Annotated in this window: 19 protein-coding genes; 8 read left to right on the top strand and 11 right to left on the bottom strand. The window is 64.3% G+C overall.

From position 1 onward, the window contains the following. Positions 1-160 precede the first annotated feature (160 nt). The 7 genes from JNC62_RS00270 to JNC62_RS00240 all read left to right on the top strand — a co-directional run bounded on the left by JNC62_RS00270 (position 161) and on the right by JNC62_RS00240 (position 9,008). On the top strand, positions 161-3,070 hold the full coding sequence (locus JNC62_RS00270) for a monovalent cation/H+ antiporter subunit A (RefSeq protein ID WP_374834875.1): 2,910 nt from the start codon (positions 161-163) through the stop codon (positions 3,068-3,070). After that, on the top strand, positions 3,070-3,408 hold the full coding sequence (locus JNC62_RS00265; RefSeq protein ID WP_108004507.1) for a Na+/H+ antiporter subunit C: 339 nt from the start codon (positions 3,070-3,072) through the stop codon (positions 3,406-3,408). The genes JNC62_RS00270 and JNC62_RS00265 overlap by 1 nt, the downstream gene beginning before the upstream one ends. Next, positions 3,405-5,045, top strand: coding sequence for a monovalent cation/H+ antiporter subunit D (locus JNC62_RS00260; protein WP_374834874.1), 1,641 nt, complete (start codon positions 3,405-3,407; stop codon positions 5,043-5,045). Before JNC62_RS00265 ends, JNC62_RS00260 begins: the two co-directional genes overlap by 4 nt. Next, on the top strand, positions 5,042-5,524 hold the full coding sequence (locus tag JNC62_RS00255) for a Na+/H+ antiporter subunit E (protein WP_374834873.1): 483 nt from the start codon (positions 5,042-5,044) through the stop codon (positions 5,522-5,524). Before JNC62_RS00260 ends, JNC62_RS00255 begins: the two co-directional genes overlap by 4 nt. After that, the gene (locus JNC62_RS00250; protein ID WP_374834872.1) at positions 5,521-5,802 is read left to right on the top strand and encodes a K+/H+ antiporter subunit F; all 282 of its coding nucleotides are present in this window, start codon (positions 5,521-5,523) and stop codon (positions 5,800-5,802) included. Before JNC62_RS00255 ends, JNC62_RS00250 begins: the two co-directional genes overlap by 4 nt. Then, entirely contained in the window at positions 5,799-6,188 is a 390-nt protein-coding gene (mnhG, locus tag JNC62_RS00245) for a monovalent cation/H(+) antiporter subunit G (RefSeq protein ID WP_374834871.1), read from the top strand. Before JNC62_RS00250 ends, mnhG (JNC62_RS00245) begins: the two co-directional genes overlap by 4 nt. A 258-nt stretch (positions 6,189-6,446) precedes the next feature. Then, complete coding sequence (locus JNC62_RS00240) at positions 6,447-9,008, top strand: GcvT family protein (RefSeq protein WP_374834870.1); 2,562 nt, start codon at positions 6,447-6,449, stop codon at positions 9,006-9,008. Between the two features lie 75 nt (positions 9,009-9,083). Here the strand turns inward: JNC62_RS00240 and JNC62_RS00235 are convergent, their stop codons facing one another. The 11 genes from JNC62_RS00235 to JNC62_RS00185 form a co-directional block, all read right to left on the bottom strand. Further along, positions 9,084-9,332: a hypothetical protein gene (locus JNC62_RS00235; RefSeq protein WP_374834869.1), complete on the bottom strand. Its 249-nt coding sequence runs from the start codon at positions 9,330-9,332 to the stop codon at positions 9,084-9,086. Between the two features lie 58 nt (positions 9,333-9,390). Next, a complete protein-coding gene (locus JNC62_RS00230; protein ID WP_374834868.1) occupies positions 9,391-10,443 on the bottom strand; it encodes an AI-2E family transporter in 1,053 nt (350 codons plus the stop codon). A gap of 115 nt (positions 10,444-10,558) precedes the next feature. After that, complete coding sequence (locus JNC62_RS00225; protein WP_374834867.1) at positions 10,559-13,660, bottom strand: efflux RND transporter permease subunit; 3,102 nt, start codon at positions 13,658-13,660, stop codon at positions 10,559-10,561. Continuing rightward, a complete protein-coding gene (locus JNC62_RS00220; protein WP_374834866.1) occupies positions 13,657-14,763 on the bottom strand; it encodes an efflux RND transporter periplasmic adaptor subunit in 1,107 nt (368 codons plus the stop codon). The genes JNC62_RS00225 and JNC62_RS00220 overlap by 4 nt, the downstream gene beginning before the upstream one ends. Positions 14,764-15,205: 442 nt before the next feature. Next, the gene (locus JNC62_RS00215; RefSeq protein WP_374834865.1) at positions 15,206-18,301 is read right to left on the bottom strand and encodes a proton-conducting transporter transmembrane domain-containing protein; all 3,096 of its coding nucleotides are present in this window, start codon (positions 18,299-18,301) and stop codon (positions 15,206-15,208) included. Continuing rightward, on the bottom strand, positions 18,295-18,663 hold the full coding sequence (locus JNC62_RS00210) for a sodium:proton antiporter (RefSeq protein WP_374834864.1): 369 nt from the start codon (positions 18,661-18,663) through the stop codon (positions 18,295-18,297). The genes JNC62_RS00215 and JNC62_RS00210 overlap by 7 nt, the downstream gene beginning before the upstream one ends. Before the next feature lie 20 nt (positions 18,664-18,683). Further along, positions 18,684-19,379, bottom strand: a complete 696-nt coding sequence (gene mbhE / locus JNC62_RS00205; protein WP_374834863.1) for a hydrogen gas-evolving membrane-bound hydrogenase subunit E — start codon at positions 19,377-19,379, stop codon at positions 18,684-18,686. Then, positions 19,376-19,720 (bottom strand): monovalent cation/H(+) antiporter subunit G, encoded by a 345-nt coding sequence (gene mnhG / locus JNC62_RS00200; RefSeq protein WP_374834862.1) that lies wholly within the window; start codon positions 19,718-19,720, stop codon positions 19,376-19,378. Before mnhG (JNC62_RS00200) ends, mbhE begins: the two co-directional genes overlap by 4 nt. Further along, on the bottom strand, positions 19,717-19,965 hold the full coding sequence (locus JNC62_RS00195) for a hydrogenase subunit MbhD domain-containing protein (protein WP_374835627.1): 249 nt from the start codon (positions 19,963-19,965) through the stop codon (positions 19,717-19,719). The genes mnhG (JNC62_RS00200) and JNC62_RS00195 overlap by 4 nt, the downstream gene beginning before the upstream one ends. Before the next feature lie 4 nt (positions 19,966-19,969). Further along, the gene (locus tag JNC62_RS00190) at positions 19,970-20,230 is read right to left on the bottom strand and encodes an MrpF/PhaF family protein (protein ID WP_374834861.1); all 261 of its coding nucleotides are present in this window, start codon (positions 20,228-20,230) and stop codon (positions 19,970-19,972) included. Then, a complete protein-coding gene (locus JNC62_RS00185; RefSeq protein ID WP_374834860.1) occupies positions 20,223-20,711 on the bottom strand; it encodes a Na+/H+ antiporter subunit E in 489 nt (162 codons plus the stop codon). Before JNC62_RS00185 ends, JNC62_RS00190 begins: the two co-directional genes overlap by 8 nt. 505 nt (positions 20,712-21,216) lie before the next feature. Between JNC62_RS00185 and JNC62_RS00180 the strand changes: the two genes are divergently transcribed. Next, entirely contained in the window at positions 21,217-22,941 is a 1,725-nt protein-coding gene (locus JNC62_RS00180; RefSeq protein WP_374834859.1) for a hypothetical protein, read from the top strand. Positions 22,942-22,954: the final 13 nt, after the last annotated feature.

Genomic DNA, 22,954 nt, shown 5'->3' with positions numbered 1-22,954 from the left:
CAGATGGTCGAACGGATTGCGGCGGATAGGCAATTGCAACGGGCGCCTTGATGGGTAACAATAATTTTATAAGTGTCTACGCGCGGCTGGCTCCCGTCTGCGCTAGACATCAAACCCCAATGTGACAGAGAGGTTCCGATTCGAAGCGATATGTTAGCTGATGCCTGAAAGCTTGTTGTTTTTTCTGTTAGTTCTTCCCTTCGCCGGTAGCATTGCAACCGCCCTGCTGTTGCGCACAGCCTCCCGGTCGCTGCCTGCCTGGCTGGCGGGCACCGTCGCGCTCATCGCGACAATCGCGACGGCGCTCTACTATCCTTCCGTCACGGCCGGGAAAGTGGTCCGTCAGGAAATTGCCTGGCTACCCGAACTGGGTCTGAATTTCACGCTGCGGATGGACGGCTTCGCCTGGCTGTTCTCGATGTTGGTTACCGGCATCGGCTTCCTCGTCGTGGTCTATGCCCGCTACTACGTGTCGGCGGAAGATCCGATCGCTCGCTTCTTTTCGTTCCTGCTCGCCTTCATGGGCGCGATGCTCGGTGTCGTGCTCTCGGGCAACCTGATCGTGCTGTCGATCTTCTGGGAACTGACAAGCATCTTCTCATTCCTGCTGATCGGCTACTGGTACCACAACGCCAATGCCCGCGATGGCGCGCGCATGGCGCTGACGATCACCGGCACCGGTGGATTTTGCCTTCTGGTCGGGGTGATCCTGCTTGGCCACATTGTCGGCAGCTATGATCTGGACGCGGTCCTGTCCGCAGGTGACGTGGTGCGCGCCCATCCGCTGTACGTGCCGACGCTGATCCTGATCCTCATCGGCGCGCTGACGAAGAGCGCGCAGTTTCCCTTCCATTTCTGGCTTCCCAACGCGATGGCGGCGCCCACGCCCGTATCGGCCTACCTGCACTCCGCCACCATGGTGAAGGCCGGCGTGTTCCTGCTGGCCCGACTCTGGCCCACCCTGTCCGGGACCTTCGAGTGGTTCTGGCTGCTGGGGCTTGCCGGCATCGCATCGCTCGTGCTCGGCGCCTATTTCGCGATCTTCCAGCGCGACCTGAAGGGCCTGCTCGCCTATTCGACGATCAGCCATCTCGGCCTGATCACGACGCTGCTCAGCCTCGGCAGTCCGCTGGCAGCGGTGGCGGCGATCTTCCACATGGTCAACCACGCCACCTTCAAGGCATCGCTGTTCATGGCAGCCGGCATCATCGACCACGAGACCGGGACCCGCGACATGCAGAAGCTGAGCGGGCTCTACCGCTTCATGCCGCACACGGCGACGCTGGCAATGGTCGCCTGCGCGGCGATGGCCGGCGTGCCGCTGTTGAACGGCTTCCTGTCGAAGGAGATGTTCTTCGCCGAGGCCGTCGAGACCCACGCGGACTCGATCCTCGATCGCGCCCTGCCCTACATCGCGACGATCTACGGCGCCTTCAGCGTCGCCTACTCGATCCGCTTCATCCACACGGTCTTCTTCGGGCCGGCCCCGACCGAGATTCCCAATCCGAACCCGCACGAGCCGCCGCGCTGGATGCGCTTTCCCGTCGAGTTCCTGGTGCTCGCCTGCCTGATCGTCGGCATCGTGCCGAGCATGTCGATCGGGCCCTTCCTCAGCACCGCCGTGGTCTCGGTCCTCGGTCCCGACATGCCGCAATACAGCCTCGCGGTCTGGCACGGCGTGACCCTGCCGCTCCTTATGAGCGTGGTCGCGATGGTCGGCGGCACGATTCTCTATTCTCTCCTGCAGAAGTACCTCGCCCACTGCGAGGACGGGCCGCCGATCTTTCGCCATCTTCGCGGACAGCGCATCTTTGAGCGCATCCTGGTTACCGTGTCGTGGAAATGGGCGCGGTGGGTGGAAGCCAATCTCGGCACAAGGCGACTGCAGCCGCAGTTGCGCCTCGTCGCCGGTTTCAGTTTTCTCGCGGCCGCCGTTCCGCTCTATCTCGCCGGCTTCGATGCAAAACTGCCGCCGCTTGCCCAGGTCGATCCGGCATTCGCGATGCTCTGGGTCATCGGGATGGTTTCGGCGGTCAGCGCCGCGTTGCTGGCCAAGTACCATCGCGTCGCAGCGCTCGTGCTCCTCGGCGGATCCGGCGTCGTCACCTGCATCACCTTCGCCTGGCTGTCGGCACCGGACCTCGCCATCACCCAGTTGGTGGTCGAGATCGTCACGACGGTGCTGCTGCTTCTCGGGCTGCGGTGGCTGCCCAAGCGTATCGGCAAGATCGACGAGAGCACCACCCTCGCCGCGCGGCTGCGCCGCCTGCGCGACTTCGCGCTCGCCGTCATCTGCGGAGCCGGCATGTCGATCCTCGCTTACGCGGTGATGATGCAGCCGGTGCCGGACACCATCGCCAACTATTTTCTCGACAATGCCTACACGCAAGGCGGCGGCAAGAACGTGGTCAACGTCATCCTCGTGGATTTCCGCGGCTTCGACACGATGGGCGAAATCACCGTGCTCGGGATCGTCGCGCTCACCGTGTTTGCGCTGCTGCGTCGTTTCCGGCCGGCGCCGGAGAGCATCGGGACCACCGAACAGCAGGAGATCCAGAACGCCTTCGACGTTGCCCAACCCGATCGCAAGGAGGGCGACACGGTCCGGGATTACCTGCTGGTTCCCTCGGTGGTGATGCAGTGGATGTTCCCGGTGATCATCATTTTCGCCATCTACCTGTTCCTGCGCGGCCACGACCTGCCGGGCGGCGGTTTTGCGGGCGGCATCACCATGGCGATCGCCTTCCTGCTGCAGTACCTCGGTGGCGGCACGCGCTGGGCGGAAGACCGCCTGCGAATCCTGCCGCTGCGCTGGATCGCGCTCGGGCTGCTGATCGCCGTCGCCACCGGCGTCGGATCCTGGTTCTTCGGCTACCCGTTCCTCACGTCGCATTCGCAATATGTGGAACTGCCGCTGGTCGGAAAGGTCCCGACCGCAACCGCCCTGCTCTTCGACCTTGGCGTGTTCAGTCTCGTCGTCGGCGCAACCGTTTTGATCCTGATCGCTATTGCCCACCAGTCCGTCCGCACCTATCGGATCAGGACCGAGCCGAAGCCGGAGGACACATAATGGAACTCGTTCTTTCGCTGGGGATCGGAATCATGACGGGATCGGGCGTGTGGCTCATCCTGCGTCCGCGCACCTATCAGGTCATCGTCGGGCTCTCGCTGCTTTCCTATGCGGTCAACCTCTTCATCTTCGGCGTCGGCGGTCTGAAGGTCAACGCACCCGCCATCCTGGCGGACGGGTCCAAGACTGCGGCGCTGGCCGACCCGGTTCCGCAGGCGCTGGTGTTGACCGCGATCGTGATCGGCTTTGCCACAACTGCACTCTTCCTCGTCGTGCTGCTCGCAGCCCGCGGCCTCACCGGGACGGACCACGTCGACGGCCGGGAGCAGTCGCAATGAGCTTCGGGCAGCATCTCATTATTGCCCCGATCCTGGTTCCGCTACTCACGGGAGCCATGCTGCTTCTGATCGACGAGCGCCGGCGGTTTCAGAAAGCAATGATCGGCCTCGCCTCCACCATCATCCTCCTTGTCGTTGCCGTCGCGCTCTTCCGCTTTGCCGATGGGATCGACGGGCCGGAAACGGCGCGGCAGGGCGTCTATCTGCTCGGCAACTGGGCCGCCCCCTTCGGCATCGTGCTGGTGGTCGATCGGCTTTCCGCACTCATGCTGGTGCTGACCGCGACGCTCGGGCTGCCGGCGCTGATCTTCGCCCTTGCCCGCTGGCACACGGCGGGTGCGCATTTCCACAGCCTGTTCCAGTTCCTGCTGATGGGACTGAACGGGGCCTTTCTGACGGGCGACCTGTTCAATCTCTTCGTCTTCTTCGAGGTGCTGCTGGCAGCCTCCTACGGCCTGCTGCTGCACGGCTCGGGGCTTTTGCGCGTCAAGGCCGGATTGCACTACATCGCCGTCAATCTCGCCGCCGCCCTGCTGTTTTTGATCGGCGTCAGCCTCATCTATGGCGTCACCGGCACCCTCAATATGGCCGACCTCGCCGTTCGCGTGGCAAGCGTCGAACCGCAGAAGCGGATGCTTCTCGAGGCCGGTGCCGGCATTCTTGGCGTGGCCTTTCTGATCAAGGCCGGCATGTGGCCGCTCAATTTCTGGCTGCCGCCGGCATACACCGCGGCCGCCGCACCGGTCGCCGGCATTTTCGCGATCCTGACGAAGGTCGGGATCTATGTCGTGCTCCGGCTGTCTCTGCTGGTGTTCGGCGAGGGCACGTCGAGCTCGTCCGGCTTCGGCCTGCAGGTGCTTCTGATCGGCGGCATGGCGACCATCGCGTTTGGCGCCATCGGTGTCCTCGCCTCGCAGGCGCTCGGTCGCCTCGCCGGCTTCTCGGTGCTGGTCTCCTCCGGCACGCTACTGATGGCCATCGGCCTCGGCAGCGGCGCGATCACGACAGGGGCACTGTTCTATCTTGCAAGTTCGACCCTGACGATCAGCGCCTTCTTCATGCTGATCGAACTGGTCGAGCGCGGCCAGGATGCCGGCGCGAGCGTGCTGGCCGTGACGATGGAGGTCTACGGCGACGCGGACGAGGATGAACCGGAAGAAGGCGGTGAGGGCATTGCCCTGCCCGGCACCATGGCGGTGCTCGGCATCTGCTTTGCCGCCTGCGGCATCCTGCTCGCAGGGCTTCCGCCGCTCTCCGGATTCGTGGCCAAGTTCGCCATGCTGTCGGCCATGCTCGAGCCTGCCGGCAGCGGCAGCGCCGCCGTCGTGCCGGCCGTCATGTGGTTCGTCGTTTTGCTTATCATCCTGTCGGGCCTTTCGGCGCTGATCGCGATGACACGCTCCGGCATCCGCACCTTCTGGGCATCGATGGAAGGCACCAAGCCCCGAGTGCTGGTGATCGAGGTGGCGCCGGTGTTGCTGCTGCTGCTCGCAACGCTGCTCCTGACCGTGCAGGCCGGCCCGGCGATGCGCTACATGGAGGCGACCGCGCGCGCGCTGAGCGCCCCGCACCAGTATATCGACGCCGTCACCAATGCCCGCCTGGCGGGCCCGGCCAGCGCGGAGGTGCAGCCATGAGTGTCCTGCCCTACCCGCTGCTGGCACTGTCGCTGCTGTTGATGTGGCTCGTCCTCAACAGCTTCTCGGTCGGCCATCTCCTCCTCGGCAGCGCCATTGCGGTCTTCGCATCCTGGTCGATGGCGGCCCTGCGGCCGAGCAAGCCGCGCATCCGCCGATGGGATCTTCTCGCGCGGCTGCTTGCAATCGTACTCTACGACATCATTCAATCGAACATCGCCGTCGTCTTGCTGATCCTCACCGGCCGCAAGCCCGGACATCACTCCGCCTTCCTGGTGGTCCCCCTCGACCTGAAGGATCCGACCGGGCTGGCGCTGCTTTCTGTGATCGTGACGAGCACGCCAGGCACCGCCTGGATTGAATACAACTCATCCGAGGGAACGCTGCTGATGCACATTCTCGACGTCATGGACGAGAGGGAATGGATCGACATCGTCAAGAACCGCTATGAGAGGTTGCTGAGGGAGATATTCGAATGAGCGCAACGATCCTCTACTGGTCGCTGACCGCCGCGCAGGTGATGCTCTCGATCGCCATGGCGCTGGCCCTGCTGCGGATGGTCTTCGGGCCGCGGGCGCAGGATCGCGTGCTCGGCCTCGATGCGCTCTATCTCAATTCGATGCTCCTGCTGCTGGTCTTCGGCATCGGCAGCGGGCGGACGATCTATTTCGAGGCGGCGCTGATCATCGGCCTGCTCGGCTTCGTCTCGACGATGGCACTGGCGAAGTTCCTGATGCGCGGCGAGGTGATCGAATGAGCCATGCCGCGGACCTGCCGCTGTGGGCGGCCATCGTCGTGTCGGCCTTTCTCCTGCTCGGTTCGGGGCTGGCGCTGATCGGCATGATCGGCTTCACGCGGCTGCCGACCTTCTACCAGCGCCTGCATGCGCCGACGCTCGGCACCAGTTGGGGAACCGGCGGCGTGGTGATGGCCTCGATGATCTACTTCTCCGTCATTGGCGGACGGCCGGTGTTCCACGAGCTGCTGGTCGGCATTTTCGTCACCGTCACGACGCCGGTCACGCTGATGCTGCTCGCCCAGGCAGCGCTGCACCGGGACCGCGCGGAAGGCGATCCGGACGTTCCACCGTCGGTCTCCACCATCGTCTCCAGCCAAGACGATGAGCAGCGGCTGGAACAATAGTGCCTCGGCGGCAACCGGTGCGGACATCGACCCATCTTCGCTGCCCGGCCCTGCGACGCAGGCCGTCGGCCGGCCTTTCTCGTGATCGGGTGGCAGAATGTGCGGCCTGACTGCGGCTGTCTGCCCGCCCGGACCAAGCCTCCATCATCGCAAATGTCGCACTGGTCGTGCAGCAGGATGATTATGTCGTAGACAGGCTTTAGTCACGATGGTGCAGGCTCTAAAATCCGGCGCGAATACCAACTAGGGTGGCAATCAATGGCAGAGTTTCCGAACAAGGCGAAAGTCGTAATCGTCGGGCTGGGTGGCATCGTCGGCGCGTCGATCGCCCATCATCTGATCGAACGGGGCTGGGACGACATCGTCGGCATCGACAAGTCAGGTATCCCGACCGACATCGGCTCGACGGCCCATGCCTCCGACTTCTGTTACACGACCAGCCATGATTACCTTTCGGTCTGGACCACGCAGTACTCGATCGATTTCTTCGAAAAGATGGGCCACTACGCCCGCATCGGCGGCCTGGAAGTGGCCCGCACCGGCGACGACGCCTGGATGGAGGAGATCAAGCGCAAGCTGACGTCGGCCAAGGCCTTCGGCACCCGCGCCCATTATGTTTCGCCGGCCGAAATTAAGAAGCTGTTCCCGCTGATCGAGGAAGACAAGGTGCAGGGCGGTCTGTTCGATCCCGACGCCGGTCTCGTCATCCCGCGCTCGCAGACCGTTGCCGGCAAGCTGGTCGATGCCGCCGAAAAGACGGGCAAGCTTACGGCCTTCGCCAACACGCCCGCCCAGTCGCTGATCGTCGAGAACGGCCGCATCAAGGGCGTCGTCACGCACCGCGGCACGATCATGGCCGACCACGTCGTCGTCTGCGCCGGCATCTGGGGCCGCCTGATTGCCGAAATGGTTGGCGAAGACCTGCCGGTCATGCCGGTCGACCACCCGCTGACCTTCTTCGGCCCGTACAACGAGTTCGAGGGCACCGGCAAGGAGATCGGCTATCCGCTGCTGCGCGACCAGGGCAACTCCGCCTATATGCGCGACACCGGCGACCCGAAGACCACCGAGGGCGGCCAGATCGAGTGGGGCTACTACGAGACCACCAATCCGCGTCTCTGCCACCCGCGCGACATCCTCGAAAAGCATGAGGCGCGCCTGTCGCCCTCGCAGCGCGACCTCGAGATGGAACAGATCCTCGAGCCGCTGGAAAAGGCCATCGAACTGACGCCGATCCTCGGCGAACTCGGCTACAACGAAAGCCACTCGTTCAACGGCCTCTTGCAGGTCTCCGCCGCCGGCGGTCCGTCCTGCGGCGAGAGCCAGAAGGTGCGCGGCCTGTGGTATTGCATCGCCATCTGGGTCAAGGACGGCCCCGGCTACGGCAAGCTGATCGCCGACTGGATGACCGACGGTCGCACCGAGATCGACCACAACGGCATCGATTACGCCCGCTTCTACCCGCATCAGCTGGAAGAAAAGTACATCGAGGGCCGCTGCTTTGAGTCCGCCCAGAAGATCTACTTCCCGGCCGTGCATCCGCGCGAACCCTTCGCCAACGGCCGCAACGTCAAGCGCTCGCCTTTCTACGAGCGCGAGGTGGAACTCGGCGGCTACTTCATGGAACTCGGCGGCTGGGAGCGTGCGCATGGCTACAAGGCCAACGAGCATCTGCTCGAAAAGTATGGCGATCGCGTGCCGGTGCGCGAGAACGAGTGGGACAACCGCCACTTCTGGCGCGTCTCCAACGCCGAGCATCTGGCGCTGAGCGAGGATTGCGGCATCATCAACCTCTCGCACTTCCACATGGTGGACATCGAGGGGCCGGACCACGTCGAGCTGCTGGAATGGCTCTGCGCCGCCAAGATCGGCGGCGATGCCAATATCGGCAAGGGCATCTACACCCACTTCCTCGACGACGAGGGCATGGTGCGCGCCGACTTCACCGTCTTCCGCATGGCCGACCGTTGCCGTCTGGTCAACGGTGCCGATGCCGGACCGCGCGACCTGCACTACATGCGCCGGGTCGCACAGGATCGCGGCCTCGACGTCACGATCACCGACGTGTCGGAAAAGTTCATCACCATCGGTATCTGGGGCCCGAATGCCCGCGCCACGCTGAAGAAGGTGGTTGCCGATCCGGCCGGTCTCGACATCGAGAACTTCCCCTTCGCCGCGATCAAGCCGATCGAGATCGCCGGCAGGACGGTCAGCGCCTTCCGCATCTCCTATGTCGGCGAGCAGGGCTGGGAGCTGCACATGAAGTACGAGGACGGCCTTGCCGTCTGGGACGCGCTGCGCTCCACGGGCGTCATCGCGGTCGGCGTCGAGACCTATGCGAACTCGCGTCGCATGGAAAAGAGCCTGCGCCTCCAGAACGCCGACCTCCTCACCCAGTACAACCTCATCGAGGCCGACCTTGCCCGCCCGAAGGTCAAGGAGGCCGACTTCCGCGGCAAGGCAAAGCACCTGGAATACAAGGCGCGCGAGCACCAGCCGGCCATGCTCTGCACGCTGGTGATGACGGAAAACACCGACCGGAACGGCGTGAAGCGCTACCCGCTCGGCAACCTGCCGGTCATGGATCCGGAAACCGGCGAGGTGCTCATCGACGAACTCGGCCGCCGCTCCTACACGACCTCGATCGCCTTCGGACCGACGATCGGCAAAAACATCGCGCTTGCCTATCTGCCCTGGACCTACTGCCAGGTGGGGCGCAAGCTCAACATCCAGTATTTCGCCGAAACCTACCCGGTCGAGGTCGTCGGCATCGGCTACAAGCCGCTCTACGATCCCGAGAACCTGAAGCCGCGCACCTGATCTCCAGGTCTGCGGCCGGGCTCAACGTCACTGACCAAGGCGGGCCTGCCTGAAGCCAAGCAGGCCCGCCGCGATTTATCGGCCCAGGAAGACGCGCTTTGTCAGCATCTGCTCCGCAAGCTGGCAGCGGAACAGGAACGGTTCTATCGCCTCCATCATCTGCGTGTCGGACGCTTGGTTGTGGAGCCTCAAGAGGTTGTCCTCGGTCGCCGGTCCGTAAAAGGCGGAACTCTCGAGGCTGGCCGAAAGGAGTTCGACGGCATGCTCTAGGCAGCGAGATCGGAAATGAACCCCAGAAATGCGAAACAGGATCGATGAGAACATGGGTCGGCTGCTCCATGAGAGAGCCAAACGTCAACGCCATCTGTCTCCGGTCAGACTTTCAAGATGGGCCGCCCAACCCCTCCGGCACGCTCTTCGAGCCGCCGGACAGCAAGATTGCCAGCCACTGTACCGATGGAATGCCGGCACAATAGACGATGAATGCAATCAGGATCGGCACGCCGATGAAGGCGCCGGCGATGCCCCATAGAAAGCTCCAGAAGAACACCGCGAAGATGACGGCGAACGGCGATATCTGCAGCGATGCCCCGGTCAGCAGCGGCTCCAGATAGCTGCCGATGATGAACTGGATCACGTTGAGGCTGACGAAGACGACCGCAGCCGTCTGCCAGGTGTCGAACTGGGCGATGGCAAAGACAGTCGGGAGCGCGGTGGCGACGAACGGGCCGAGAAACGGAATATAGTTGAGCGCAAACGCGATGGCGCCCCAGGCGGCGGCCAGCTCGAGCCCGGCGACAAGCGCAAACAACCACACCAGCAGCCCGGTGAGAATGCTCGCCACGGTGCGCACCAGCATGAAGCGACGCAGTTTCGCACCGATCACCCGGTTGGCGATCAGGAGCCGCTCGCCGTAGGGTTGGGCGGCCGGGGCGCGAAGACGCCGGTTGAAATCCTCGACTTCCAGCAGGCCGAGCATGACGAAGATGAAGACGAGCAGCGCAAAGCCGGCAAAGCTGTTCAATCGCCCCGCCATGCCCTGCAGGAAGCCGACCAGCCAACCGACGTCGAAACGGTCGGCCACCGGCCCCGCAATGGCGATGCCATGCTGCTCCAGCCAGTCGGTCCAGTCGGCATAGATCGCCTGGAATCGCTGCGCGTTGAGAAAAAGCCAGTGGCCGAGCTTGCCGAATCCCCATGCCACCGACGAGCCGACGGCGACGATCACGGACATCGTGACCAGGAGCGTGACCAGCAGCGCCAGCAGGCGCGGCAACCAGCGTTGCAAAGCGGCCTGAAACGGCCAGACGAGCGCAATGATCATCAGCGAGAAGACCAGCGGTGCAAAGATCGGCTCGGCCACATAGAACAGCGCGAGCACCAGAATTCCCGCGGCGACCGCGCTTCCCGTCCCATTGTTGCCGCGTTCCGCCATGTCTCCCTCAGGCATTTTTCCCAGGCTTTGGCATATTTCCGCACGGTTCCGCCGGTCGCGGGTCTTGGGCGGTTTCAGCCGACGGAATGATTTTCATTTGGGCGCCCGCCGCCGTCTAGCCTCCGACCGCGACGGGTTGCGGTTCGGATGCTTCAAGTTCGGCGTCGACCCTTGCCGGCTCCGCCTTGGGAGGAATGCGGAACCAGAGGACATAGAGCACCGGCAGGAACACGAGTGTGAGCGCCGCCGCCACCACGAGGCCACCGATGACGGTGAAGGCAAGCGGGGACCAGAAGGGATCGCGAATGATCGGCAACATGCCGAGCACCGTCGACCCGGCAGTCAGGAACACGGGCCGCACCCTGTTCGCGGTCACGTCGATCACGCCCTGCCACGACTTGCCCTCCTCCTCCATTTTTTGATCGATCTGGTCGATCAGCACCACCGAGTTGCGGGTGATCATGCCGATCAGCGCGATCATGCCGAGAACGGCGATGAAGCCGACGGGGGTGTTGGTGATCAGCATGGCCAGAACGACACCGATCAGGCCCAACGGGACGACGCTGATGACGAGCAGCAGCCGTTGCACGCTCTGCAACTGGAACATCAGAATGATTAGAATGATGACGGCCATGACCGGCAGCATCGCGACGACCGAGGCGAGCCCTTCGTCGGCGCCCTCGACGGTGCCGCCCACTTTGATCTGGTAGTTCGGATTGGCCGCCCGAAGCTCATCAATCTTGGCGGCGGCATCCTCGACCACGCCGGCGGCCATCACGCCCTCGGCCGTATCGGCCTGGACGGTTATGGTCGTGGAAAGATCGTGTCGCCGGATGACCGGCTGGGTCACCTGATAGTCAATGGTCGCAATGCTCGACAGCGGCACCGTGTGGTTGGGGCCGACGGGGATCTGCAGCGAGCGAAGCGTGTCGACGTCGACCCGCTCGTTCTCGGGAGCCCTGGCCACGACATTGACGAGATAGATGGAATCCTTGACCTGGGTGACGGGCAGGCCGGACGTGGTGGCAAAGAGCGTCTGGGCGATGACGGACGAGTTCAACCCCACCAGCCGCGCCCGATCCTGATCGACATCGATGACGATCTTGCGGATCGGTTCGTTCCAGTCGAGGTTGGGCTCAACCACGCCCGGGACCCTGCTGATCGCATCGGCGACCTCCCAGGCCAGCCGGCGCACGCCGGCGACATCCGGGCCGCTCACCCGATACTGCACCGGCCAGCCGACCGGCGGCCCCATTTCCAGTGGCGATACACGCACGACGATGTCGGCAAGCTTCTCGTCAAGGGCCTTCTGCAGACGCGCCTGCAGCGCATCACGTGCGCCGACGCTCTTGGCGATCACGACGGCCTGGGCACGCGACGGGGCCGGCGCCTGCAAGTCCATGGAGAGGTAGAAGCGGACCGGATCGGAGCCGACATAGAAGCTCCAGTCGGCCACGTCTTCGTCGGCGGCAAGCACCTCTTCGGCCTTGGCCACGTGCGCCGCCGTCGCTGCCTGGGACGCGCCTTGCGGCAAGGTCAGTTGCAGGATCAGTTCGGGACGGTCCGAAGGTGGAAAGAACTGCCGCTTCATGAAGTTCGATCCGAAAAGCGCGGCAATGAACAGGCCGATTGTCGCCAGGATCACCACATGGCGCATTCGCATGCAGTTGCGCAGGAGGCTCTTGAAGCCGCGGATCACCGGGCCGTCTTCCTTGCCGCCGCCGCCTGATCCGGATTTAAGCACCGCAAGGCCGACGATCGGCGTCAGCAGCACCGCGACCAGCCAGGACACGATCAGCGCAAAGCCGATGACGAGGAACAGCGAGCGTGCATACTCGCCGGAAGAGCTCTGCGCGAAGCCGACCGGAATGAAGCCCGCAATCGTAACAAGCGTGCCCGCGAGCATGGGAAATGCCGTGGACGTGTAGGCATGGGCCGCCGCCTTGACGCGTTCATAGCCTTGTTCGAGCTTCGCCATCATCGTTTCGACGGTGACCATCGTGTCGTCGATCATCAATGTCAGGGCGATGATCAACGCGCCGAGCGAGACCCGCTGCAGCGCGATCCCGGCAATATCCATGAACAGGAAGGTCAGCGCCAGGACGAGGGGGATCGAAACGGCCACCGCCAGCCCGGCGCGGACACCGAGCGCGAGAAAGCTGACGCCGAGAACGATGACGACCGCCTGCGCCAGCGAGGTTGTAAAACCCCGGATCGCGGTCTTGACGACGGTCGGCTGGCTGGCCACGTGCGTCAGCGTGATGCCGATCGGCAGATCATCCTCCAGCTTCCGCATGGTCGCGTCGATGTTGCTTCCGAGTTGCAGGATGTCGCCACCCGATGCCATCGAGATCGCAAGGCCGATCGCAGGCTTGCCCTTGACACGGAAGCGTGGCTGGGGCGGATCGACCGTGCCTCGTACCACGGTTGCGATGTCGCCCAGCCGGACGAAGCCGGCGGCGGTCGGAATGTTCAGCGCCCGGATGGTGTTCTCATCGGAGAGGGTTCCGGTAACCTGCAGGATGGTGCGGTCCTGGTCGGCGGTGATGAGGCCGGCCGGCAGCACGGCATTCTGAGCCTGGATCGTGGCGATCACCGTCTGGCTGCTCAGCCCCAGGCTCGCCAGCCGCTCGGTGGAAAACTCGATGTAGATCGTCTCGTCCTGCGTGCCGATCAGCTGAACCTTGCCGATGTTTTCGAGCTGAAGCAGGCGCGTGCGCGCCTCATAGGCCCAGTCGCGCACCTCGCGGTCGCTGAATCCCTCCGCGGTGAAGGCATAGATGATGCCGAACGTGTCGCCGAAATCGTCGTTGAAGAACGGGCCGCGCACCCCGGCGGGCAGCGTCGTCAGCATGTCGCCGACCTTCTTGCGCGCCTGATACCAGGATTCGCCGACCTGGTCGGGCGGCGTGGCATCGTCCAGCGTGACATGGATGACCGCCTGCCCGGCCGCCGTCAGGCTTTGCAGGTTGTCGAGATGCGGCACCTCCTCCAGCGCGCGCTCCAGCCGGTCGGTGACCTGGTCGACGGTCTGCTCGATCGTGGCGCCCGGCCAGCCGGCGGAGACAACCATCGTCTTGAAGGTGAACTCCGGGTCTTCGTCGCGCCCGAGGTTCAGATAGGCGAGGATGCCGGCGATCGCGCTGAGCACGACGAGGAAGATGATGAGGCTCTGCCGCTCGATTGCCCAAACCGACAGGTTGAAGCCATCCTTCATTCTGTGCTTCCTTCAAGCAAGCGAACGGCCATGCCCGGGCGTATCTGCTGGACGCCGGCGGCGACCACATTGTCGCCACTGGCCAGCCCCTTGGTCACCAGGAAGTCATCCGTATCGAACCGTTGCACTTCGACCGGCATGAGCTTGGTCGTGCTGGTCGCCGTATCGACAACCCAGACCGCCGTCTGGTTGCCCTGGTTGAACAGCGCGGAGATCGGCAGGCGCGCGGCCGGAGGTCCCGGGAAACGGAGCGTCCCCCGCACCGCGCTACCGAAGCGGAAATCCTCCGGAGCGGCGTCGAGTGCGACGCGAACGGTAAAGTTGCGGGTAATCGGGTCCGCGGTCGGGGATATCTCGCGCACGGTTCCGGTCGCCTTGACATTGGGATTGCTCAGCAGCTGGACCTCGATGCGAGCGTCGCCGCCGGTGGTCTGGATCGTCGCCTCAGGCACCTGGAACACGGCGTCGCGGGCATCGAGCTTGGCGACGCGAACCACCATCTGCCCTCCACCGACCACCTGCCCGACTTCGCCCCCCACCGCGGTGACCACACCGGCGGAATTCGCTTTCAGGACCCGGTTGTCGAGGTTGGTCTGGGCGATCCGCAGACCCGCCTGGGCGGCGTCAACGCCGGCCTGGGCAGTGCTTGCCTGGGCAATCGCGCTTTCGAGCGCCTGGCGGGTCGAGGTCCGCGGGTAAAGCTGCTGCTGGCGTGCCCGCTCGGCCTCGGCATTCTCGAGTTGCGCCCGGGCGGCAAACAGGTTTGCCTCCGCCTTGCGCAAGGCGTCCTGCGCATCTTCGGCGTCGAGGCGGGCGAGAACGGTTCCGACCTCGACAAGATCGCCGACTTCGACATCGCGCTCGCGAATCTCGCCGCCCTGCCGGAAGCCGAAATTCGTCTCGGTGCGCGGGCGAACCTCACCGACCAGCGAGCCGAACGTGTCATCGGGATTGAACGAGACGGCGATTGTCTTCACCGGGCGTGGCGGGCGCGCCGCCGCCTCTTCCTCGTCCCGGCATCCGGCCAGGACCAGGGTGGCGAGTGCGACCGCACAGACACCAAGGATTGCGCTAGGTCTCGATGCTGCAAGGCGAGCTCTCATCGATAGCGTCCCAAATAGCTTGGCGGCGCGGCATCGTGCCGTCACGCGCAAATCATTGAAGAAACCTGGGCATGGGTCGGCAAACGGGTCGCGAAGCTATGAACCTGGCGCGGCGGAACAGCGTTGTGGACCCGGACCCTTTTCCGGCGCGGACGACCGTGCGACAGAGCAGGCAAGGGCTCCCTTGATTGTGAGACCTGCTGCAGTTGTGATCAGTGCGAACGAGCGTCTGAACCCAAGTCACGATGCGCCCCCAAGTGCCTGGATCGGTCTGGGCAATGCCTTCAGCAGCCCCACACAGCCCAGTTCGGACTATAGTGCGGTTCAAGACGCCAAGTGATCAGCAAGGAATCCCGCAATCAGGCCCAGCGTCCAGATTTTTTGTCGCCACCCGACACCTCCGCAGAAAAACGTCCGTCACATCGGACCGGAATCCGCTCGATCAGCCTCGCGGAAAGCCGAAAGTGCCAAGGACATAAAGCACGATTACATAATAGAGCACGTGCAACGCATAGGTCTGGCCGTCGCCCGTATAGATCCTTCGCACTCCTCCCGCTGCCGCCATCGTTGCGGCCCACACGCCGTCCCAGAAGACGCTGGCGATCGGGACAACGACCCGCGCCAGGGCGGCCCGGTAGAAGGCGTAGAACTGCGGCGTGCCAATCGCCGGGGAGCGACGACCGCGCCGCCTGTAGATCAGCAGGAACAGCAAGAACAGCACCGCCGTGGCGGCCACCGTCATCGCCATGACGGGTATGGGGTTCCAGTAGCCATAGATCGTTTCAAGCGACATGCCCTGCCAGACAAGCGTCGAAGCGAAGTAGGGGTCGATCGCGGCGGATACCGGGTCCATGAAGAGCTTGGGGTAGAACGACAGCAGGAAAATCGCCGCAGCCAGAACGAATTGCGCCCCGAGCAGCGGCCACGGGGCTTCGCGCAGATCGCCCCGGCCCGCCTTGCCGGATCCGACGGCAAGTGCATGGGCGAGGCGGAACATGTAGAGAAAGCCGATAAATGTTGCCAAGACCGTGAGGATCGCAAGCCCGTACCAGCCTTTGTCGACCATGGCGCTGAGCAGCAGCCATTTGCCGCCGAAGCCCGCCAGCGGCGGCAGGCCCGACATCGAGACCAGGGCGATCACGACGAGCCCGAAGGTGAACGGCATTTTGGCCGCAACGCCGCCCGCCTGGTCGAGCAACCGGGTTCCGGTCCGCAGGATGACGGCGGCGATCGCAAGGAACAGGATCCCCTTGACCATGAGATGGTTGGCGACGAGATAGAACGCCGTCACCCAGCCGAGATGGCTCATCAGCGCGATCGCGGTGACAATGTAACCGATCTGGCTCATGCTTGAATAGGCGAGCATGCGCTTCATGTCGTCCTGCTGCAGCGCCAGGATGGCGCCGACGAGCGTCGTCAGCAGGCCGATCCAGCCCATGGCGTGCGCCATATCGAGCCCGACCTCGGAGCGAATGGCGAGATAGGTCACCATGAACAAACCGAAGACCGCCAACTTGCTGACGACAGCCGACAGCATCGCCGACAGATCGTCGTCCGCCTCCGCATAGGCTCCGGGCAGCCAGACATGCACGCCGACAGCCCCGGCCTTGACCAGGAAGCCGATGGCGAGCAGCGTGAAGGCGGTGGTTGCGGCAGGCCCCGCCGTCGCCAGTGCGGCAAGGGCGGTCGTTCCGGTCGCCACAGCAGCCAGTGCGAAGCCCGCGAGCATGCAGTAGGCCGAGGCCAGCGAAAAAAGCAGGAACGGCAGGATGTGCGCCCCGGCGCGGCGACCCTGCGCGATCAGGAAATAGGACGAAAGCGTGATGATCTCCCAGTGGAAGAAGAATTCCAGGCTGGTCGAAGCCCGCAGCAGCGCGACAATGGACAGGAGCAGCACCGCCAGCATCGCATGGAACCCGGATCGCGGCTCGGAACGGTAGAGGCCGGCAAAACCGATGACCAGTCCGCCGGCGAGCAGGACCACGGCGAACAACTGTCTGATGCCCTGGAGGCCGGGCAGGATTGCCACTCCCGAAGCCAAAACGGCAACGAGCATCAGCAGGCATTTAACCCGGCCGGGAAGCCCGTCGAACAGGAAGAGACCGGCACCGATGCACAAGGGCGCGACCAGCAGGAGAGACGCGGCATCAGCAAGGGCGGCGGCCATGGTGCCGCTTGCGGCAAGCAGGACCACGCAGGCCATGGCAGGCATCAGCCGCGCCACAGGCTGAACGACCACTGCCTCGCCCGGCGGCGCCCGTTTTGCCTGCCCCAACCAGCGAAACATATAGGCCGCCTCGAGCAGCGAACCGATCAGGACGACAGCGACTGCCGCATACCGCCCGCCGGCCGCCGCCTGCATGACGAGTTCCCATTTCGCCCAGAACGCCGGAAACGGCGGCAGCCCGGCAATCGCGACGACAAGCGCGGCAAGGGTCATGAAAACCCGCCGATCGCCGGCAATGCCGCCCCAGCCGTCGACCTCGTCCCGGCCGACCAAGCCGGCCAGCCAGAACAGCCCGGCCTTGGCGAAGAGATGGTTGACGAACAGGCCGCCGACGACCAGCGGCAGCGCCGCCTCGGCGTCGGTTTCGTGCAGCAGCGACAACGCCAGGAGCAGAAGCCCCATCTGCGCGATCGACGAATAGCCGAGCATCCTTTGGACGTTCACCTGTCGCAGGCCGACAAGATTGGAAAACAGGAAGGTCGTCCCACCGGCAAGGGCCAGAATGCCGAGATAGGGTTCGAACAATGGCAGGAGCTTGAACAGCGCGAAGAATACCCCAGCCGAAACCCCGACCGAGACGAGTGCCGCCGTCCCGGAGCTTGCCGCCTGATAGACATCCAGCCCCCAGCCGTTGGCCGGAAACGGCTTCAATTCGACGACAAGGCAGGCAAGCACGAACAGCAGTGCCGTCGTGCCGAGCGGACCGACGATCAGCGCCCGATTGGCGATCATCGCATCGATGTTGAGCATGCCGGTGACATGATAGAGAAGCCCGGTCCCCAGCAGGAAGAAGGACGAGGCGAGCACCGTCGCCAGGATGTATTTGAAGCTCGCAGCCAGCGCCACCGGTGTCCTGTCGAGGCCCAGAAGCCCGTAGGTGCCGATGGAGACGATCTCCAGGAAGACGAACAGGTTGAACAGGTCGCGGGTCATCACCATGCCGTTGATGCCCATGATCAGGATCAGGTAGAGGAGCAGCGCCACATAGCTGTCGCGCAATCGCTCCCAGGCGTGCCAGGCCCCCAGCAGCGCAACGATGTTGACGCTGAGCGAGAAGAAGCCTTCCCAAGGCCCGAAGCGCAGGTTGATCGAAAACGGCGGCACGCTGCCGGCCATCATGACCTCGAACGACGACACGCCCCCCTGGATCCGCCACAGGCAGGCCGCGGAAATGACGGCCATGCCGACAAGCGCGAGAATAAAGGCAATGGCCGGCAGGCGCTTGTTGATCTGGTAAAGAAGAGGAATGAGAAAGCCGCCGCCGAGCCCAAGCAGGAAGATGTTCAGCGGCTGGAGAAGGCTCTCTACCATTTCGCCTCCGTCAGCGCGTCGATCAAAAGGGTCTTCCGTGTCTCATAAAGCCGGATGGCAAAGGCCAGCATCACGGCGCTGACCGAGAAGCCGATGACGATCGCGGTGACGACGAGCGCCGAGGGAATCGGATCGACGGCGCGCGTGGCCGCCTCGCTCCGGCCGAGCGCCGCGTCGATGATCGGAGCGGTTCCGCCGGTGATGTAGCCGGTCGCGACCAGCACGATGTGCATGCCGGTATCGACCAGGGAAAAGCCGATGATGATCCGCAGGATGTTGCGGTGCCTCAGAAGCCCCCAGAAGCCGAGCAGCACCAGAGCAAACCCGGTGGCGAGCAGTATGTGCGATACCGGCACTCCCATGATGATCCCCCTGCTGCGGTTCAGCTTCGGAAGCGGTAGATGATCACGCTCAGTTCAGCCCCCACCTTGATGCCGAGCAGGGCCGAAACGAGCGGGATCGCGCCTGCGCTGATGAATGTCCCGAATTCGCCGAGCGGCAGGATGCGACTGTCGAGGAAACCTCCGGCGAAGGCGATCCCGAGGATGCCGATGGTGACGTAGAGGACACCCGCCAGCGATTCCGTCACGCTGAGGAAGGCCTGCGGGATCCGGCCTTCGGGATAGGCGAGCATGAACAGCATGACGCCGGAGGCCACGACCGCGCCGCCCTGAAAGCCGCCGCCGGCGGACAGGTGACCGTTCTTGATCACATAGGCGCCGAAAAGGAAGATCAGCGGCAGCACGACCTCGGCGCCGTTGCGCACGAGTTCGCTCGGAGGCCGCCTCGTCGCCGCTGTCCCGGCGGCTTGCGGCCCTGCGCCGGCTCCAGCGGTGAGAAGCGCGCCGACGCTCGCCGCGACCATGAACAGCACGGCAACCTCCCCCAGCGTATCGAAGCCGCGAAAGGAAATCAGGATGCCCGTGACCACGTTCGGCGCGCCAAGTTGCGCGGGAACCTGCGTCAGATAGTACTCGGCCAGCTCGGAAACGAGCTGGCGCTCGCTGTAGTCGAAGACGAGCCCGGCGAAGATGAAGCCGAAGGCAGCGACCGCCAGCAGGGAGAAGGCGCCCCTCATGCCGCCCCCTCGTCGTCGGCCGGCCGGTTCCTGTCCGCTAGCGCGTCGGCCACAGTCGTCGGTGCCATCGGCGTGCCCATCGCGTGGGCGGCGCGCGACAGCGCGTGCGAGGACAACGGATTGGTCATCAGAACGAAATAGGCGATGATGACCAGCTTCAGCGCCCAATCGGGATGGTAGATGCCGAGGCCGACAAGAATGAGGATGTTGCCCAGCGTGGACGCCTTCGTTCCGGCCTGAATGCGCGTGAAAACGTCCGGCATGCGCAGCAGGCCGAGGCCGGCGGAAAACAGGAAGAACGCCCCGCCAAGGATCACGATGCTGCCGATCAGTTCCCTCACGCGCCGTTCCCTCCCCCACCGGTCTTGCGGATCGCATAGAGAAAGACCAGCGTTGCAAGGCCGGAGCCGATCGCCGCCTCGGCCATGGCAACGTCCGGCGCGGCAAGCAGCACATAGGAGGCTGCGGCAAACAGGCTTGCCAGCCCGGCGCTGACCATCGCCGCCATGAGATTGTCCAGCGTCACGGCGAGGAGGCCACTGACGAGAATACTGCCGCAGACCAGGAGGATCAGCAGTTCGAGCATCACGCTATGGCCCCCTTTCCAGAAAGCGGGCAATGGCAAGAACGGCCAGGAAGCTCAGCAGCCCATAGACAAGCGCCACGTCGAGATAGACGAAGCGGCCCGACAGGTGGGCATAGAGCGCGATCAATGCGATGGTGACGACGGTCAGCATGTCGATGGCCACGACCCGATCGAACACGGTTCGTCCGACGATCAGCCGCACCACGCCGAACAGGATGCTGAGGAAGATCAGCACGACCGCGATTGTGAGGATCGTATCAGCCAAAGACCGCTCCCAGATGCCGTTCGAACGGGTCGACGATCATCGCGGTCGCCTGCTCCGGATCCGTGGTGCGGATGTCGAGCCAGTGGATGAACAGTGCGTCGCCCTCGATGTCCATGACCAGGGACCCCGGTGTGAGCGCGATCGAATTGGCAAGCGCCAGCCGGCCGATAGGCGATTTCAGCCGCATCTTCACCTTGACGATGCCGGGATGGATGTCGATCCGCGGCGCATAGACGTAGCGCAGCATGTTGAGATTGGCCTTCACCAGCTCGACGATGAAGACCCCGGTATAGGCGAGGAAATGAAATGCCGTGCGCGGCGTGCACTCGATCCGCCAGACCGCGCTGCGACGAACGAAGACCCACGCCAGAATGAAAGACAGCACCGCGCCGACAACGACGATCGGCAGTTCCAGCGACGCGTTGACCACCAGCCAGACGACGAACAGAAGCGCCCAGAGCACCATGACGCTCTGTGACATTCCCGCCGCGGGTGACTGAACCTCATTCTGGCTTTGCGGCATCTTGCAGGCCCTTGAGCGGGTAAAATTGTCTGGGATGCACGACAGGGCAGGAACGTTCACTGCATGCGGCCCTCCCCGCACGCCCACGAGCAGACGGAGGCTTGCGATACTAGCACTGCCGATGCGGCGCTGTGATCGGCATTGAATCCGGAAATTTCGCCTCTGGTCCGGCGAGCGCGGCACTTGCCGCGTTTTTCGGCTTCGCCGTAGCCCGCAATGACCCCCGCCCCTTGACCCGTTCGTCGAATGAGAGAAATCAATTCTTGTTGGCCTGCCGGATCAAGTGCGCGTAGCTGCCGCTGGCTGTTGCTCTCCGTTCTGGCGGTCGCCTGCCGGTATCCCCCCGTGCGCCCTGCGCCGAAGAAGGAGACGATGGCATGAGCAGAAGCGCTTCCATGGCCGTGTCAACGAGGGGACGGGTTGCGACAGCGCTTCGCCCCGAAACCGATCGGATGCCGGACCGATGAACGACAGTGGTCCGCCCCCCGGTTCCGACATTCCGCCTGCGGCGAGCCTCGCCCGTTTCCAGCCGCTCAGCGCCGCCGAGTCCAAGATCGTCGCTCACCTGAGCATGGGCGATTTCGACAGGCTCGGCGACGGCCTTCGGCCGGAGCGGGAGGACCCCGCCCGCGTGGTGCGCGCGGAATTGCTGCGCGTCCTCATTCTCGGCAAGGACGAATTCCGTGTGCACGAAAAAGGCTTGCGGCTGACCGGGGCGTGGGTGAGTGGAATTCTCGACCTGGAGGGGTGCCGCATCCCGCGCGACATCGGGCTGAAGGATTGCCACTTCGATGCGCCGCCGGTGTTGCGCTCCGCCATCATCGACAACCTGTTCCTCGATGGCTCCTCGCTGCCCGGACTGCAGGCCGACCGGCTGGAAGCACGCGGTTGCCTGTCCCTTCGCGGCGCGATCGTGACCGGCGAAATCCGGCTTTCCGGTGCACGCACCGGCGACAGCATCGAGGCCGACGGCGCAACGCTTGCAGTGCCGGACGGCATCGTGTTCGAGGCGGCGGGATTGGAAGCCCGCGGCGGCGTCCAGTTGCGCGGGGCGAATGTGCGCGGTGGCATCAACCTGTTGGGGGGCCGCCTTGTCGGGGACGTCAACGCGGTCGGCGCGCGCATCGAACGTCCTGGCGGGGTGGTGCTCAATCTCGATGGTATGGCGGCAGGCGGCGATCTGGCGCTGCGAGGCGCCATCATCTCAGGCGAGATCCGCCTTCTCGGGGCCCACTTCGGTGGTGACATCGACTGTAGCGCTGCAACGCTCCTCCAGCCCGGCGGCCATGCCCTGCGGCTCGACAGGGCCACGATCACCGGCGCCTTCTTTCTACGCCAGGGAGCCTCGATCGAGGGGGTGCTCGATCTGACGGCCACGTCCATCGGAGCCATCGACGACGACCGGGGCAGTTGGCCGCAGCCGGGCGACCTCCTGTTGAACCGCTGCCAGTACGGCGCCTTCATCGGCGGTCCCGTCGATGCGGCAAGCAGGCTGGACTGGCTGTCACGCCAGACGCCGGAGCGCTGGAACGCGGATTTCTGGCCGCAACCTTACGAACAGCTTTCGACCGTGCTCCGGGAGATGGGCCACAACGAGGACGCCCGTGCGGTTCTGATCGAGAAGGAGCGGCTGCAGCGGCGGGCGCGGCGGGCACGCGCACGGAACCCGTTTTTGCGCACTGCCCTGGCCGTAAGCGACGGCGTGCTGGCGGTGACGCTGCGCTATGGGCGACAGCCGCTGATGGCGCTGCTGTGGCTGGTGTTGTTCTGGGCGATCGGCGTCGTGGTCTTCGCGCTGGCGGAGCGAAACGGCGCGATCAAGCCGAACAGCCCTGTCGTGCTGCGCTCGACAGAGTGGACGATGTGCGGCCTTGAGCAGACCGAACGCCGCTTCATGCCCTCCACCGGACAGGAACTGACAGGGCGCGCTAAGGCCGGGGAGAGCCAGCTCACCTGCTTTCGTCGCCAGCCCGAGGCGACCAGCTATCCGGAGTTCAAAGCGGTCATGTATTCACTGGACGTGCTTCTACCGGTGCTGGCGATCGGGCAGAAGGAGTACTGGCGGCCGGACCCGACCATGCCCAACGGGGCCTTCACGTTGAACTACTACTTCTTCCAGTCCGTCGTTGGCTGGGCCCTGAGCCTTCTCGCCGTCGCCGGGTTTTCCGGACTGGTCAAATCCAACTGAAGCGCGCCGCGCT

The sequence above is a fragment of the Mycoplana ramosa genome, assembly GCF_041930185.1.
In the GTDB taxonomy this organism is placed as follows: Bacteria; Pseudomonadota; Alphaproteobacteria; order Rhizobiales; family Rhizobiaceae; genus Mycoplana; species Mycoplana ramosa.
The sequence above is the reverse complement of the archived record's forward strand: the minus strand, read 5'-3'. Positions and strand labels throughout refer to the sequence as shown.

Coding starts and splice junctions, on each gene's coding strand:
- JNC62_RS00185 (WP_374834860.1), bottom strand. CDS start 20,711: ATGTCACAGAGCGTCATGGTGCTCTGGGCGCTTCTGTTCGTCGTCTGG.
- JNC62_RS00225 (WP_374834867.1), bottom strand. CDS start 13,660: ATGAAGGATGGCTTCAACCTGTCGGTTTGGGCAATCGAGCGGCAGAGC.
- JNC62_RS00235 (WP_374834869.1), bottom strand. CDS start 9,332: ATGTTCTCATCGATCCTGTTTCGCATTTCTGGGGTTCATTTCCGATCT.
- JNC62_RS00210 (WP_374834864.1), bottom strand. CDS start 18,663: ATGGGAGTGCCGGTATCGCACATACTGCTCGCCACCGGGTTTGCTCTG.
- mnhG (WP_374834871.1), top strand. CDS start 5,799: ATGAGCCATGCCGCGGACCTGCCGCTGTGGGCGGCCATCGTCGTGTCG.
- JNC62_RS00220 (WP_374834866.1), bottom strand. CDS start 14,763: ATGAGAGCTCGCCTTGCAGCATCGAGACCTAGCGCAATCCTTGGTGTC.
- mbhE (WP_374834863.1), bottom strand. CDS start 19,379: ATGAGGGGCGCCTTCTCCCTGCTGGCGGTCGCTGCCTTCGGCTTCATC.
- JNC62_RS00255 (WP_374834873.1), top strand. CDS start 5,042: ATGAGTGTCCTGCCCTACCCGCTGCTGGCACTGTCGCTGCTGTTGATG.
- JNC62_RS00230 (WP_374834868.1), bottom strand. CDS start 10,443: ATGGCGGAACGCGGCAACAATGGGACGGGAAGCGCGGTCGCCGCGGGA.
- JNC62_RS00195 (WP_374835627.1), bottom strand. CDS start 19,965: ATGCTCGAACTGCTGATCCTCCTGGTCTGCGGCAGTATTCTCGTCAGT.
- JNC62_RS00260 (WP_374834874.1), top strand. CDS start 3,405: ATGAGCTTCGGGCAGCATCTCATTATTGCCCCGATCCTGGTTCCGCTA.
- JNC62_RS00240 (WP_374834870.1), top strand. CDS start 6,447: ATGGCAGAGTTTCCGAACAAGGCGAAAGTCGTAATCGTCGGGCTGGGT.
- JNC62_RS00265 (WP_108004507.1), top strand. CDS start 3,070: ATGGAACTCGTTCTTTCGCTGGGGATCGGAATCATGACGGGATCGGGC.
- JNC62_RS00250 (WP_374834872.1), top strand. CDS start 5,521: ATGAGCGCAACGATCCTCTACTGGTCGCTGACCGCCGCGCAGGTGATG.
- JNC62_RS00180 (WP_374834859.1), top strand. CDS start 21,217: ATGAACGACAGTGGTCCGCCCCCCGGTTCCGACATTCCGCCTGCGGCG.
- JNC62_RS00215 (WP_374834865.1), bottom strand. CDS start 18,301: ATGGTAGAGAGCCTTCTCCAGCCGCTGAACATCTTCCTGCTTGGGCTC.
- JNC62_RS00270 (WP_374834875.1), top strand. CDS start 161: ATGCCTGAAAGCTTGTTGTTTTTTCTGTTAGTTCTTCCCTTCGCCGGT.